The 15,058-nt window shown below is 73.5% G+C and carries 8 protein-coding genes; 1 reads left to right on the forward strand and 7 read right to left on the reverse strand.

Going from position 1 to position 15,058, the window contains the following annotated elements:
- Together ACGFS9_RS24520 and ACGFS9_RS24525 are read right to left on the reverse strand one after the other, a co-directional pair.
- A partial coding sequence (locus ACGFS9_RS24520) for a maltotransferase domain-containing protein (protein WP_393256185.1) occupies positions 1-1,103 on the reverse strand: 1,103 nt, incomplete at its 3' end.
- A 223-nt stretch (positions 1,104-1,326) separates the two neighbouring features.
- Positions 1,327-2,523, reverse strand: coding sequence for a S8 family peptidase (locus ACGFS9_RS24525; RefSeq protein WP_393256186.1), 1,197 nt, complete (start codon positions 2,521-2,523; stop codon positions 1,327-1,329).
- A gap of 328 nt (positions 2,524-2,851) precedes the next feature.
- Here ACGFS9_RS24525 and ACGFS9_RS24530 point away from each other — a divergent pair, with 328 nt between their 5' ends.
- The gene (locus ACGFS9_RS24530; RefSeq protein WP_393256188.1) at positions 2,852-5,470 is read left to right on the forward strand and encodes a glycosyltransferase family 1 protein; all 2,619 of its coding nucleotides are present in this window, start codon (positions 2,852-2,854) and stop codon (positions 5,468-5,470) included.
- A gap of 163 nt (positions 5,471-5,633) precedes the next feature.
- On the opposite strand, the gene ACGFS9_RS24535 is transcribed toward ACGFS9_RS24530, so the two are convergent.
- The 5 genes from ACGFS9_RS24535 to ACGFS9_RS24555 all read right to left on the reverse strand — a co-directional run bounded on the left by ACGFS9_RS24535 (position 5,634) and on the right by ACGFS9_RS24555 (position 15,045).
- On the reverse strand, positions 5,634-6,134 hold the full coding sequence (locus ACGFS9_RS24535) for a DUF1990 family protein (RefSeq protein WP_393256190.1): 501 nt from the start codon (positions 6,132-6,134) through the stop codon (positions 5,634-5,636).
- Between the two features lie 72 nt (positions 6,135-6,206).
- Positions 6,207-7,874, reverse strand: coding sequence for a M4 family metallopeptidase (locus ACGFS9_RS24540; protein ID WP_393256191.1), 1,668 nt, complete (start codon positions 7,872-7,874; stop codon positions 6,207-6,209).
- A 321-nt stretch (positions 7,875-8,195) separates the two neighbouring features.
- Positions 8,196-10,241, reverse strand: a complete 2,046-nt coding sequence (locus ACGFS9_RS24545) for a M4 family metallopeptidase (RefSeq protein ID WP_393256193.1) — start codon at positions 10,239-10,241, stop codon at positions 8,196-8,198.
- 971 nt (positions 10,242-11,212) lie between these two features.
- The gene (locus tag ACGFS9_RS24550) at positions 11,213-13,117 is read right to left on the reverse strand and encodes an ABC transporter ATP-binding protein (protein WP_393256195.1); all 1,905 of its coding nucleotides are present in this window, start codon (positions 13,115-13,117) and stop codon (positions 11,213-11,215) included.
- Positions 13,114-15,045, reverse strand: coding sequence for an ABC transporter ATP-binding protein (locus ACGFS9_RS24555; RefSeq protein ID WP_393256196.1), 1,932 nt, complete (start codon positions 15,043-15,045; stop codon positions 13,114-13,116). Before ACGFS9_RS24555 ends, ACGFS9_RS24550 begins: the two co-directional genes overlap by 4 nt.
- Positions 15,046-15,058 lie beyond the last annotated feature (13 nt).

Raw genomic sequence — 15,058 nt, forward strand, 5'->3', positions numbered from 1 at the left:
TTGCGGAAGGTGGTGCCGATCGGGTGGATCGGGGGGAGGTAGACGACGTCGAAGCCCATCTCCGCGATGGCGGGCAGGCGTTCGGCGGCGGTGCGGAACGTGCCGTGCACGGGCGGGTCGAGCTGCCCGGACTCCGAGCGCGGGAAGAACTCGTACCAGGAGCCGTACAGCGCCCGCTCCCGCTCCACCAGCAGCGGCAGCGGTTCGGAGGCCGTCACCAGGTCGCGCAGCGGATGGCGGGCGAGTACCTCGTCCACCTCGGGGGTGAGCGCGGCGGCGAGCCGGGCGGCGACCGGACGGTCCGGGTCCCGCAGCGCGTCGACGGCGGCGCGGACGGTGTCGCGGTGCCGCTTGCCCTTGGTGCCCTTGGGGAGGCCGGCCGCGGCCCGCTCGTACAGCCGTGCGCCCTCCTCCAGGACCAGTTCCGTGTCCTGGCCGGCCGGGATCTTGATGCGCGCGTGGTGCCGCCAGGTGGTCACCGGATCGCTCCACGCCTCCACCGTGTACGTCCAGCGGCCCTCCCGGTCCGCGCTCACCGGGGCGCCCCAGCGGTCGGTGCCGGGAGCCAGTTCGCGCATCGGCGCCCAGGGGCCGGGGCGGCCCTTCGGGTCGTACAGGACGACGTTCGCGGCGACCGCGTCGTGCCCCTCGCGGAACACCGTCGCCGACACCTCGAACTCCTCGCCGACGACGGCCTTCGCGGGGCGGCTGCCGCCCAGCACGACCGGCCGCACGTCGAGGACGGGGATGCGCCCGACGGCCGTCGCCGCGGCGCGCGGCGCCGCCCCCGCTCCCCCGGACCGGGTCGCCGGGACGGCGGACCGGGCCTTCTTGCGGGGCGCGGCGCCCGGCGCCGAGGCGGCGGTCCTGCGGGAGCCGCCCTTGCTCGGGGCGGCCGTGTCCGGGACCGCGGGGTCGGGAAGGACGGGGTCGGGGACCACGGGGTCCGGCGCGGCGGCCGGAGTCGCGTCGAGGGCCGCCGAACCGGCGCCCTCGGGGGCGGCGGTTCGGTCCTCGGTGCGCGGACGAGGTCCGGTCCTGCGCTTGCGGGGCGTCTCGGAGGTGGCCGTCGGGGGTGGCGACGAGTGGTGCGTGGCGGGCATGACCGCTCCTGTCCGCGTCAACGTGGGTGGGCGGATGGGGGTGTGGGGAAGGTGGACCTGCGAGGCGTACCGGAGGAGCCTTCCCACCCTGTGCGGGTGAGCATTCCGGCACTTTGTTAACTACTCACGCGTATGTCTACACACAAGACCGGCCTCCTCCCGGTCAGGCGAGGCCGGTGCGGGGTGGCCGAATCACCCTGGTCGTGCCGGCGCCCCGCCGCGGTCATCCGACGTTCAGCAGTTTGTTCGGTGAACCGGGCCCGACATCCGACAGCTTCCCCGGAACGGCCAGTTTCACCAGCGCCGCCGCGACCTGTCCCGGAGCGGCCCGCGGATGACCGGACAGATACAGCGCCGCGGCGCCCGCGACGTGCGGGCTCGCCATCGAGGTGCCCGAACCGGCCACGTGCGCCGTGTCGCCGGCCGACGAAGCTGACGTGATTGCCACCCCCGGCGCGAACAGGTCCACGGCCGGTCCGGTGTCGGAGAACGCCGCCCGGGCGTCGCCGCGGTCGCTCGCGCCGACCGTGACGGCCTCGCGGACCCGGCCCGGGGAGAACCGCCCGGCCGGAAGGCCGCCGTTGCCCGCCGCGACCGTGTACGTCACCCCGGAGGCGATGGAGGCGCGGACGGCCGCGTCCAACCGGGCGTTGCCGCGCCCGCCGAGGCTGAGGTTGGCCACGGCCGGCTTCCTCGCGTGCCGGGTCACCCAGTCGATCCCGGCGATGACCTGGGCCGTGGTGCCGGCCCCGTGGTCGTCGAGCACCCGGACGGCGACGACCCTCGCCCGCTTGGCCACCCCGTACCGGGAGCCGACGGCCGTCGCGGCCACCTGCGTGCCGTGGCCGTTGCCGTCCTGCGCCGTCCGGTCGCCGTCGACGAAGTCCCACCCGCTGCTCGCCCGGCCGCCGAAGTCCCGGTGGGTCAGCCGGACACCGGTGTCGATGACGTACACCGTCACGCCCGCGCCCGCCGCCGCGGGAGCCGCGTACCGCCGGTCGAGCGGCCGCGCCCGCTGGTCGATCCGGTCCAGCCCCCACGACGGCGGGTCCTTCTGCGCCTCCTGCGGGACCACCCGGGTGTCCTGGACGACCGAGGCCACCCGGGGGTCGGCGGCGAGCCGCCGGGCGCGGCCGGCACCGGTCCGCACGGCGAAGCCGTTGAGCGCCGAGCCGTACGTGTGGACGACGCGCACGCCGTAGGCCGCGGCCAGGGCCGCTCCCGCCGGCGACGCAGCCCGGGTCCCCTCGGCGAGGGTCACGATGTAGCTCCCGGAGACCGATCCGGGTCCCCCCGCACCGAGGACCCGCCCCTCCGCCGACGCGGGGGAGGGCGGCGCGGCGGCCGAGAGGACCACGGCCGTGACGGCCGCCGCGAGAGCCGCCCCCCGGCGCTTTCGCCGCTTCGCCGACCGTGCCATGACTGCCGTTCCCCTCCTCGACGCCGGCGCGGCCGAACCGTGCCCGCGGTCGCGGGGCGGGTCCGGCCGTACGCCACCCGGCGAGCCTCTCCCGGCGGGGCGAAGCACCACAAGGCCGCCCGGGAGGGCGGAATCGGCCATACCGCATCGGGCGGCCCGGTGAAGGCCGCGGCCGGACGCCGCCGGGGTCACGCCGTCGCGGAGATCCGGGGTCGTGCCGCGATGCGCCGTGTCGCGACGGCACCCCCGCCGCTACCGTCATGGGTGACGAAAGCCGCACAACGCCGTGCGGCCTCTGCCGCGTACGTCCTCCGTGAAGGTGGAATCCGTGAAGGCGATCCGCAGGTTCACCGTCCGACCCGTACTCCCCGAAGCCCTTCACCCCCTCAGTGACCTGGCACGCAACCTCCGGTGGTCCTGGCACGCCGAGACGCGCGACCTCTTCCGGTCCGTCGACCCGGAGCGCTGGGCGGCCTCCGAAGGCGACCCCGTCCGACTGCTGGGCAGCGTGTCCGCCGCCCGGCTCGCGGAGCTGACCGAGGACAGCCGCTTCCTCGGCCGCCTCGCCGAGGTCTCCGCCGACCTGCGCGACTACGTGACCGGCGACCGCTGGTACCAGACGCAGAGCGCCGACCTGCCCGCCGCCGTGGGCTACTTCTCGCCCGAGTTCGGCATCACCGCGGCACTCCCGCAGTACTCCGGCGGGCTCGGCATCCTCGCGGGCGACCACCTCAAGGCCGCCAGCGACCTGGGCGTCCCGCTCATCGGGGTGGGCCTGCTCTACCGCCACGGCTACTTCCGCCAGTCGCTGTCCCGCGAGGGCTGGCAGCAGGAGCACTACCCGGTCCTCGACCCCAACGAACTGCCCGTCGTCCCGCTCCGCGAGGAGGACGGCACGGACGCCCGGGTCTCCCTTGCCCTGCCCGGCGGACGCGCCCTGCACGCCCGCGTCTGGCTCGCCCAGGTGGGACGCGTCCCGCTGCTCATGCTCGACTCCGACGTCGAGGAGAACGACCTCGGCGAACGCGGCGTCACCGACCGGCTCTACGGCGGCGGCAGCGAGCACCGGCTCCTCCAGGAGATGCTGCTCGGCATAGGAGGGGTGCGTGCGGTCCGGACGTACTGCCGGCTGACCGGGCACGCCCCGCCCGAGGTCTTCCACACCAACGAGGGCCACGCGGGATTCCTCGGCCTCGAACGGATCGCCGAACTCGGCGACGCGGGGCTCGATTTCGACTCCGCCCTCGAAGCGGTCCGCGCCGGGACGGTGTTCACCACCCACACCCCCGTCCCGGCCGGCATCGACCGCTTCGACCGGGAACTGGTCGCCCGCCACTTCGGCGCCGACGCGGAACTGCCCCGGATCGACGTGCAGCGGATTCTCGCCCTCGGCATGGAGACCTACCCCGAGGGCGAGCCCAACCTCTTCAACATGGCCGTGATGGGCCTGCGCCTGGCACAGCGCGCCAACGGGGTCTCCCTGCTGCACGGCCAGGTCAGCCGCGAGATGTTCTCCGGACTGTGGCCCGGCTTCGACCCGGAGGAGGTGCCGATCACCTCCGTGACCAACGGCGTGCACGCGCCGACCTGGGTGGCCCCCGAGGTCTTCCGGCTCGGCTCCCGCCAGATCGGCGCGCAGCGCACCGAGGACGCGCTCACCGTCGGCGGCTCCGACCGCTGGGACGCCGTCGCGGACATCGACGACCAGGAGATCTGGGACCTGCGCCGGGGCCTGCGCGACCAGCTGGTGACGGAGGTCCGCGAGCGGCTGCGCCGGTCCTGGCGCCAGCGCGGCGCCGGCACCGCGGAACTCGGCTGGATCGACGGGGTGCTCGACCCCGACGTCCTCACCATCGGCTTCGCGCGCCGCGTCCCCTCGTACAAGCGGCTCACGCTCATGCTGCGCGACCGCGACCGGCTCATGGACCTGCTCCTGCACCCCGAGCGGCCCGTCCAGATCGTCGTCGCCGGCAAGGCGCACCCCGCGGACGACGGCGGCAAGCGCCTGATCCAGGAGCTGGTGCGGTTCGCCGACGACCCCCGGGTGCGCCACCGCATCGTCTTCCTGCCCGACTACGGGATGGCGATGGCGCAGAAGCTGTACCCCGGCTGCGACGTCTGGCTGAACAACCCGCTGCGCCCGCTGGAGGCGTGCGGCACCAGCGGGATGAAGGCGGCACTCAACGGGTGCCTCAACCTCTCCGTCCTGGACGGCTGGTGGGACGAGTGGTTCCGGCCCGACTTCGGCTGGGCGATCCCCACCGCGGACGGCACCGCGACCGACGACGACCGGCGGGACGAACTGGAGGCCGGCGCCCTCTACGAGCTGCTGGAACAGCGGATCGCACCCCGGTTCTACGAGCGCGGCCGGCAGGACCTGCCGGACCGCTGGATCGAGATGGTCCGCCAGACGCTGACCCACCTCGGCCCGAAGGTGCTGGCCGGCCGGATGGTCCGCGAGTACGTGGAGCGCCTCTACACTCCCGCGGCGCACGCCCACCGCGCGCTCACCGCCGAGGCGGCCCGGGAACTCGCCGGCTGGAAGGCCCGGGTCCGCGCCGCCTGGCCCCGGGTGACGGTCGACCACCTGGAGGCGTCCTCGGGCTCGGCGACCGCCGAACTGGGCGCCTCGCTGGCGCTGCGCGTGCGCGTCGGTCTCGGCGACCTCGCCCCCGACGACGTGGAGGTGCAGGCCGTCGCGGGCCGGGTCGGCACGGACGACCGGATCGCCGACCCGGTGTGCGTCCCGCTGAAGCCGGCCGGCGGCTCCGACCTGGAGGGCCGCTGGGTGTACGAGGGCCCGCTGTCCCTGGACCGCACCGGCTCGTTCGGCTACACGGTCCGCATCCTGCCGGCCCACCGCCTGCTGCCCTCCGGCGCGGACCTGGGCCTGGTGGCCGTGCCGTCGGAGGACGCGGGCGAGGGCGCGGGGCTGCTCATGCGCTGACGCGAGGCGCCCGGCGCCCGGGAGCCGGGGCGACGCGCGTCCGGGCGGCGCGGTGGCAGGGGTCGGGAGCGGTCCGGGCCGCGGGTGCGGGCCGCCGCACCCGCGGCCCGGTTCCGGCATCGGGACCCGACGTCCCGTTCCGGCGTCCGGTCTCCGCGCCCGTTCAGTCGTCCAGGCCCGCGCACAGCCGGCGCAGCACGGTTCCGCAGCGCTGGGCGTAGGCGCGCTGCAACCCCCGGGTGGCCGCCCCGCCCGCGCGGGCGTACCACTTGGCGGGGCGGCTGAACGCGGTGACGGTCAGCCAGACGGTGCCGTCGCCGGTACGGGAGACCGCGAAGGCCTCCTCGCCGCTCTCGGGATGGCCGTCCAGGGTGCCGTAGGCCCAGGCGGTGAGCCGGGGCTCCTCGGCCGTCCAGACCACCCGGCAGGGAGCCTTGATCGGGCCCACCGCGACCGTGACGTCCACGCCCGGGGCCGCCCGGTCGGCGTCGCCGGCCATGCCCAGGCCCAGAGCGCGGTGCATCTCCCAGGTCATCAGGGCCTCGGAGGCGCGTCGGAAGACGGCCTCGCCCTCGCCGATCCGGGAACGGACGTGCAGTCGGTGGAAGCCCGGCGGGCAGCGGTCCTCGCGGGTCGCGCCCACGTCCTCGTACGTGTAGGGCATGGGGGCAAGCGTAAGGCGGCACCCGGGGGAGTCCTCGCCCCGGGTGCCGCCCGGCGTCGTGACGCCTTGCCGCTAGTTGACGTTCACGGCGGACCAGGCCGCCGCGACCGCCTGGTACTCCGCGCTCGTCGAGCCGTACAGGGCCGACGCCGCGGAGAGGGTGGCCGTGCGGGCGCCCGCGTACTTGGTCGTCGACGTCATGTACGTGGTCAGCGCCTTGTACCAGATCTGGAGCGCCTTGGCGCGGCCGATCCCGGTGACCGTGGAGCCGTTGTACGTCGGGGAGTTGTAGCTCACCCCGTTGATCGTCTTGGCTCCGCTGCCCTCCGAGAGGAGGTAGAAGAAGTGGTTGGCGACGCCGGACGAGTAGTGCACGTCCTTCCTGCCGACCGAGGAGGACCAGTAGTCGGCGGAGCCGCCGTCCTTGCTGGGCTTGTCCATGTAGCGCAGCGGGGAGCCGTCGCCGTTGATGTCGATCTTCTCGCCGATGAGGTAGTCGCCGACGTCGGAGGAGTTGTTGGCGTAGAACTCGACGCCGGTTCCGAAGATGTCGGAGGTCGCCTCGTTCAGGCCGCCGGACTCGCCCGAGTACTTCAGGCCGGCGGTGTTGGAGGTGACGCCGTGGCTCATCTCGTGGCCGGCCACGTCCAGCGACGTCAGCGGGTGCGTGTTGCCGGAGCCGTCGCCGTAGGTCATGCAGAAACAGCTGTCGTCCCAGAACGCGTTCACGTACGAGTTGCCGTAGTGCACGCGCGAGTAGGCGCCGACGCCGTTGTTCTTGATGCCGCTGCGCCCGAAGGTGTTCTTGTAGAAGTCCCAGGTCTCCTGGGCGCCGTAGGCGGCGTCCGCGGCGGCGGTCTGGTCGGTGCCGGAGCTGGACGCCGCGCCGGTTCCCCAGATGTTGTCCGCGTCGGTGAACAGGCTGCCGGTGCCGGACGTGCCGTGCGCCAGGTTGTACGTCTTGTGCCCGCCGCGGGAGGCGTCGGTCAGCTGGTACGTCGAGCCCGACAGCGTGGTGGTGAGGCTCACGGACCCCGAGTACAGCGTCTTGCCGGTGCCGGTCGCGTTCTCGATGCCCTGGTACTCGTGGAGCTTCTTGCCCGTGGCGGCGTCGGTGATGACGTGCAGCTGGTTGGGGGTGCCGTCGTCCTGGAGGCCGCCCACGACGGTCTCGTAGGCGAGGACCGGCTTGCCGCTCGCCGCCCAGATCACCTTGCGCGGGGCCTGGTCGGCGGTGGTCCGGTCGGAGCCCGCGTCCTTGGCGGCGGTCAGGGCCTGCTTCTCGGCCTTGGCCGTGGTGACCGCCGGCTTGAGCGAGGCGACCTTGATGGCGGCCTTGGTCGCCCTGGTCACGCCCTGGGACGTGCCGGACGAGGACTCGTGCACGACGAGGTCGCCGCCGAGGACCGGAAGGCCGCCGTAGGTGCGCTCGTAGCGGGTGTGGACGGTGCCGTCGGCATCCTTGACGACGTCTCTGACGACCAGCTTCTCCTTGGCGCCGAGACCTATCTCGGCGGCCGTCCGCGCCGTGGCGGCGTCGGCCTTCCGGATGAGCGCCGTCCGGGCGGAGGGGGAGAGCTGGACGGGCGCGCCGGCGAGCGGGGTGGCGGTGCCGGCGGGAAGCGCCGCGGTCTGGGCGGCGGCACCGGTGGTCATACCGGTGGCGAGCAGGGCTCCGGCGGCGACGGTGGTGGCGATGGCCAGAGTGGTGCGCTTGTGACGCGCGTAGAGGGGGGTCACGCAAGCTCCTTCTTGGGGGGACGTCCGCACGGGCTGGGGATTCCGGGCGGACGGTGGTGAAGTTGCGGTGCGGGTGAGCCGTGCGGTGGAAGCGTGCCACCAGGGACGCGTACATGTCAGGAGGGCCTAAAGACCTTGGCCGAAAATCGACGATCGGGTGAACAGTGGGGGTTCCGACCGGCCGTCGGGTGTCGCCAAGAAGAGGTCAAGGCGAACTCCGGGTCATGCAAAGGGAAACGCCGTCCCGGAGGGGTGAACCTCCGGGACGGCGTCCTGTTCTCGGAGCTGCCGCGCCGTCTCGCGCGACCCTCCGGGGCCGGTCTACGGGAAGGTCAGCTTCCAGCTGTTGATGTAGCCCGTGTCGTACCTCGCCTGGTCCTGGACCTTCAACTTCCAGGTGCCGTTGGCGACTTCGGAGGAGGCGTTGACCGTGTAGGTCGTGTTCACGTTGTCCGCCGAGTCCGAGGAGCTGAAGTTCTTCAGCCGGTACGTGGACCCGTCCGGAGCGACCAGGTCGATCACCAGGTCGCCGCGCCAGGTGTGCACGATGTCCACCGAGACGGCGAGGTTCGACGGGGCGTTGCCGCTCCGCCCGCTGACCGTGATCGACGACGTGACCGCCGGTCCGTTGTCCGGAATCGATACGTCGGTCGTGTTCTCGAACGACGTACCGCCACCGCCGCCGCCACCCGGACGCGATCCGACGTTCACCGCCGCCCAGGCGTTCGCCACCGCGGTGTACTCGGCGCTCGACGTGCCGTACAGCTCGCCGGCCGCCGCGAGCGTGCCGGTGCGGGCCGCCGCGTAGTTGGTGGTGGAGGTGAACTTGGTGGTGAGCGCCCGGTACCAGATCTGCAGGGCCTTGTCGCGGCCGATACCGGTGACCGGGAGACCGTCGGAGGTGGGCGAGTTGTAGCTGACGCCGTTGATGACCTTGGCGCCGCTGCCCTCGCTCAGCAGGTAGAAGAAGTGGTTGGCGACACCCGAGGAGTAGTGCACGTCGACGTTGCCGACGCCCGAGTACCAGGAGTCCTTCGACCCGCCGTCCTTGCTGGGCTTGTCCATGTAGCGCAGCGGGGAGCCGTCGCCGTTGATGTCGATCTTCTCGCCGATGAGGTAGTCGCCGACGTCGGAGGAGTTGTTGGCGTAGAACTCGACGCCGGTTCCGAAGATGTCGGAGGTCGCCTCGTTCAGGCCGCCGGACTCGCCCGAGTAGTTGAGACCCGCGGTGTTGGAGGTGACGCCGTGGCTCATCTCGTGGCCGGCCACGTCCAGCGAGGTCAGCGGGTCGGCGTTGCCGGAGCCGTCGCCGTAGGTCATGCAGAAGCAGCTGTCGTCCCAGAACGCGTTCACGTACGAGTTGCCGTAGTGCACGCGGGAGTAGGCGCCGACGCCGTTGTTCTTGATGCCGCTGCGGCCGAAGGTGTTCTTGTAGAAGTCCCACGTCTCGGCCGCGCCGTAGTGCGCGTCGGCGCCGGCCGTCGCGGAGTTCGACGTGGTGCCGTTGCCCCAGGTGTCGCTCGACTGCGAGAACAGCGTGCCGGTGCCGGACGTCCCGTGGTTCAGGTTGTACGTCTTGTGGCCGCCGCGTGCGCCGTCGTTCAGCGTGTAGGTGGAGCCCGACTGGGTGGTCGTCAGGGACACCTGGCCGCTGTACTGGGTGTTGCCGATGCCGGTCTTGACGCCCTGCCAGGAGAACAGCTTCTTGCCGGTGGCGGCGTCGGTGATGACGTGCAGCTGGTTGGGGGTGCCGTCGTCCTGGAGGCCGCCCACGACGGTCTCGTAGGCGAGGACCGGCTTGCCGCTCGCCGCCCAGATCACCTTGCGGGGTGCCCGGTCGGCCTCGGTGCTCTTGGAGCCGGCGGCCTTGGCGGCGGACACCGCCTGCTTCTCGGCGGCGCTCGCGGCGACGGAGGGCGTGAGGGTGGCGACCTTCAGGGCGGCCCGGGTCGCCTTGTAGACGTGCTCGGTCTTCCCGGACTTCGACGCCTCGACCACGAGGTCGCCGCCGAGGACCGGCAGCCCCTTGTACGTCCGCTCGTAGCGGGTGTGGACGGTGCCGTCCTGGTCCTTGATGACGTCGCGCGCGACGAGGCTCTCGTCGGAGCCGAGGCCGAGGTCCCTGGCGGTGGCCGCCTTGGCCGAGTCGGCGTCGCGGATCAGCTCGGCCCGCTGGGAGGCGGTGAGCTTCACGGCGACGGCGCCGGCACGGACGCCGCCGGGGCGGGGTGCCTGCTCGGGGGCCGCGCTCGCGGCGCCCGACTGGACGGCCGCGGCCAGCAGGGCGGTGACGCCGACGAGGGCGACACCGGCGACGCGGCGCTTGGTGGTGTGGGAGGTGCGTCTGTGGGAGGAGCTGCTACTCAACACTGACTCCTTCTGCGTGGCCGCGGGTCGCGCGGCCAGGGGAGACCGGACGAACGAAGGACCCGTCCGGGCAGAACTGGGCTGTTCGCGGAACCAGGTGCAACGGGGTCGTGCGGGCGCGTCACAGCGAACGGACTGTGGGGTTGCTGTGAAGCAGCCGTGGGAAGAGTGGCAGGAGATGACGCTTTCTGTCAGGACCGCGTCAGGACTTTGGCCGGAAACGGTCCGTTGTCCGGTTCGTCATGTTCGGTATACGGACTGTCTGTCGAAGCGTGCGGTGGTCTTCCGCCGTGGACGCCGGGGAGTTCATCCGTCCGCCATCCGCGGGGTCCCGCCGCCGCGCGCCGCCGGCAGACGTCCGCCCCCGCGCGGACTGCGCCCCGGCCCTGCCGCGCTCGCCCCACCGGCGCACCCGCCCGTGCCCGGCACCCCGGCGGCGATGCCTCGGCACCCGGCGCCCGGGCCTTCGATACCGGGGCACCCGGCGCCCGGCCTGCGGCGCCCGATGCCGCGGCGCCCCGCGTCCGGTAATCCGGGGGGCGCCGCATCCCGCAGTCCGGCACCCGGTGCCCCGGCATCCGACGTCCCGGCCGCCGACGCCCTGGCGCTTGGCGCTTGCGCGCGCGGTATCCAGGCGCCTCGCGTCCTGGCACCCGGTCCTCCGGTACACCGTGCCGGGGGACCGGTGCCTCGGCGCCCGACCTCCGGCACCGCGGATCATCCCGGCCCTCGGTGCCGTGGCGTTTGGCGCTTTTGCACCCGGTGTCCAGGGGGCCGGCGTCCCGTCATCCGGCGCGCAGACCCCGGCCTCAGGCTCCTGACGTCCCGGTGACCGGCGCCCAGACCCCCCGCCCCCGCCGCCCGGTCCCCGGCATCCGGTCGCCGTGTGCGGGTGGGGTGGGCCCGGCGGTTCGTGGTGTGCGGCGTGGGGGTGGGGGCCCGAGCGGTGCCTGGGCCGCGGGCCCCGTTCCTCAGACGAGGCTGTCCCGCCACGCGCGGTGCAGATCGGCGAACCGGCCGGTGCCGGCGACGAGTTCGGCCGGCGATCCGTCCTCGACGATCCGCCCGTGCTCCATCACCAGCACCCGGTCGGCGATCTCCACCGTCGACAGCCGGTGCGCCACGACCACCGCGGTCCGGCCCCGCAGCACCGTCGACATGGCGCGCTGCACCGCCCGTTCGCCCGGCACGTCCAGCGAACTGGTCGCCTCGTCCAGGATGAGAACGGCCGGATCGGCCAGCAACGCACGGGCGAACGCGACCAGTTGGCGCTGGCCCGCGGAGATCCGGCCGCCGCGCTTGCGGACGTCGGTGTCGTAGCCGTCGGGCAGCTCGCTGATGAACTCGTGCGCCCCGATGGCCTTCGCCGCCTGCTCGATCTCCTCCCGGGTCGCCTCGGGCCGGCCGATCGCGATGTTCTCGGCGACCGTGCCCGAGAACAGGAACGCCTCCTGGGTCACCATCACCACCCCGCGCCGCAGCTCGGGCACCGACAGCTCGCGCAGGTCCACCCCGTCCAGCAGGACCCGCCCCTGCGTGGGGTCGTAGAACCGGGCGAGCAGCTTCGCCAGCGTCGACTTGCCCGCGCCGGTCGAGCCGACCACGGCCACCGTCTGTCCGGCCGGGAGCGTCAGGGAGAACGCCGGCAGCACCTCCCCGCCGGTGCGATAGGCGAAGCGGACCCCGTCGAAGACGACGTCGCGGCCCGGATGCTCCGAGGCGAGCGCGGGCAGCGGGCGCGGCTCGGACGGCTCCGGCACCGACGGCGTCTGGGCCAGCAGCCCGGCGATCTTCTCCAGCGACGCCGCCGCCGACTGGTAGGAGTTCAGGAACATGCCCAGCCGGTCGATCGGGTCGTACAGCCGGCGCAGATAGAGCACCGACGCGGCGAGCACGCCGAGTTCCAGCGAACCCGACGCCACCCGGTAGGCGCCCCACAGCACGATGCCCGCAACGGCCGTGTTCGCGACGAGCCGGGAGCCGACGACATAGCGGGCCATCTCCAGCAGGGCGTCGCCGTTCGTCTTCTCGTGCCGCCGGTTGAGCACCCGGAAGGCGTCGTCGTTGGCCGCCTCCCGACGGAACGCGCGGACCGGCCGGATGCCGTTCATCGTCTCCGCGAACTTCACGATCACCGAGGCGATCGCCGTCGAGCGGACGGCGAAGATCCTGCCCGCCCGGCGCCGGTAGCGGCGGATGAGCAGGTACAGCGGGACGAACGAGGCGACCGCGACAGCGCCGAGACCCGCGTCCAGCCAGAGCAGCATCGCCGAGATGTAGACGAACGACAGGATGACCGTGACGAGTTCCTGGAGTCCCTCGCTGAGCAGCTCGCGCAGCGACTCGACGTCCGTGGTCGAACGCGAGATCAGCCGGCCCGAGGTGTAGCGCTCGTGGAAGTCGACGCTGAGCGCCTGCGCGTGCCGGAAGATCCGGCCGCGCAGGTCGAGCAGCACGTCCTGGTTGACCCGGGCCGAGGCGATGATGAAGGCCCACTGGAGTCCGCCGGAGAACGCCGAGCACAGCAGGTAGGCGACGCCGACGGCGATCAGCGGCCCGTGGCCGCCGTCCCGGGACGCCGGGACGGCCCGGTCGATGGCGTAGGCGACGAGCAGCGGCCCGGCCTGCACCGCCGCCTGCTGGAGCAGCAGCAGGACGGTCGTCGCCGCCACCCGGGTCCGCAGCGGCGCGAGCAGCGAGCGCAGCAGGGCGGCCGTCGCGCCCGGGGGAGTGGGCAGGGTGTCGCGGTCGAAGGGGTCCCGGGGCGGCTCGGCCGGTCCGGCGGCCCCGGCCGCCGCCGTCGCGTCGCTCCGGTCCTCGCCCGGCGCTCCGTCCGGTTCCCGGTCCGGAGCGGTGGTCGTGGGCGCCGCGGTCATCGGTCGTCCTCCTCTGCGCCCGACATCAGATGGGCGTACTCGGCGTGCGTGCGCAGCAGTTCGTGGTGGGTGCCGACGGCGGTGATCCGCCCGCCGGAGAGCAGGGCGACGCGGTCGGCCAGCAGGACCGTGGAGGGGCGGTGCGCCACGATGAGCGCGGTCGTCTCCGCCAGCACCCGGCGCAGCGCGGCCTCGACCGCCGCCTCCGTGTGCACGTCCAGGGCGGACAGCGGGTCGTCCAGGACCAGGAAGCGGGGCCTGCCGACCACCGCCCGGGCCAGCGCGAGGCGCTGGCGCTGGCCGCCGGAGAGGCTGAGGCCCTGCTCGCCGACCTGGGTCGCGGTCCCCTGGGGCAGGGCGTGCGCGAAGTCGGCCTGCGCGACGGCCAGGGCGCGGTCCAGCTCGTCCCGGCCCGCGGAGTCCGGGGCGCCCATCAGGACGTTCTCGCCGACGGTGGCGGAGAAGAGGGTGGGCTCCTCGAAGGCGACGGCGACGAGTTCGCGCAGCTCCTCGCGCGGCATGGCGGTGATGTCCCGGCCGTCCAGCGTGATCCGGCCCGAGGTCACCTCGTGCAGCCGGGGGACGAGCGCGGTGAGCGTGGTCTTGCCGGTCCCGGTGGCGCCGACCAGGGCCATGCTCTCGCCGGGCCGGATGTGCAGGTCGACTCCGTCGAGGACCGGCGGGGCGTCGCCGGCGGCGTCCGGGTACCGGAACACGACCCCGTGGAGGCGGAGCCCGCCCTCTTGGGACGGGGCCGCCGCCCGGTGGGCTCCCGCCGGACCGGCGGTGGCCGCCTGCCGGTCGGCCGCGACGGGCGCGGCGCCGTTCGCGGGCGCGGCCGGGGAGGCCGGCGGGGCGGGGGCCGCGGCGGGGACCGGGCCCGGGGAGCCGGCCGGCGTCCGGGCGGGGGTGGGCGCGGGCGAGGACTCCTGTTGCGCGTCCATCACCTCGAAGTACCGCTCCGTGGCCGTCGCCGCCTCCTGGCTCATCGCGAGGAGGAAGCCGATGGAGTCGACGGGCCAGCGCAGCGCCAGCGCGGTGGACAGGAAGGCGACGAGGGTGCCGGCCGACAGGTCGCCGTCGGCGACCTGGATCGTGCCGAGCACCAGGGCGGCGCCGATGGCCAGTTCGGGCAGGGTGACGATGACGGCCCAGATCGAGGCGAGCAGCCGGGCCTTGGCCAGCTCCGTGCCGCGCAGTGTCCCGGACAGCTCGCGGAACGCGCGGGCCTGACTGCGGTGGCGGCCGAACCCCTTGATGATGCGGATGCCGAGCACGCTCTCCTCGACCACCGTCGTCAGGTCCCCGACCTGGTCCTGCGCCGTGCGCGCCACCTGCGAGTAGCGCCGCTCGAAGGACCAGCAGACGATCATCACCGGGATCGCGGGGGCGAGCAGCACCAGCCCGAGTGTCCACTGCTGGACCAGCATGATCGCCACGCCCGCCAGGATCGTCACCGAGTTCACCAGCAGGAACGTCAGCGGGAACGCCAGGAACATGCGGACCAGCATCAGATCCGTCGTCCCCCGGGACAGCAGCTGACCGGACGCCCAGCGGTCGTGGAAGGCGACCGGCAGCCGTTGCAGGTGCCGGTACAGGTCCGCCCGCATCGACGCCTCGACGCCCGCGAGCGGCCGGGCCACCAGCCACCGGCGCAGCCCGAACAGCCCCGCCTCCGCGATGCCGAGCAGCAGCAGCCACAGCGCGCCGAGCCAGACCCCCGCCGGGTCCTCGCCGGCGATCGGCCCGTCCACCATCCACTTCAGGACCAGTGGGAACACCAGCCCCAGGCACGACGCGACCACCGCGACGAACGCCGCGCCGAACAGCCGCGCCCGCACCGGCCGCACGTACGGCCACAGCCGCAGCAGGCTGCGGACCGTCGATCGGTCGGGCTGATCCGTGGTGACTGCATCTGTGGTGGCCATCAGGGGCGAGCCT

Origin of the sequence: Streptomyces sp. NPDC048566, from assembly GCF_043199735.1 — a bacterium.
GTDB lineage: Bacteria > Actinomycetota > Actinomycetes > Streptomycetales > Streptomycetaceae > Streptomyces.

Excerpts from the sequence above, each read along its gene's own strand:
- ACGFS9_RS24550 (WP_393256195.1), bottom strand. The coding sequence starts at position 13,117 with ATGACCGCGGCGCCCACGACCACCGCTCCGGACCGGGAACCGGACGGA.
- ACGFS9_RS24525 (WP_393256186.1), bottom strand. The coding sequence starts at position 2,523 with ATGGCACGGTCGGCGAAGCGGCGAAAGCGCCGGGGGGCGGCTCTCGCG.
- ACGFS9_RS24555 (WP_393256196.1), bottom strand. The coding sequence starts at position 15,045 with ATGGCCACCACAGATGCAGTCACCACGGATCAGCCCGACCGATCGACG.
- ACGFS9_RS24535 (WP_393256190.1), bottom strand. The coding sequence starts at position 6,134 with ATGCCCTACACGTACGAGGACGTGGGCGCGACCCGCGAGGACCGCTGC.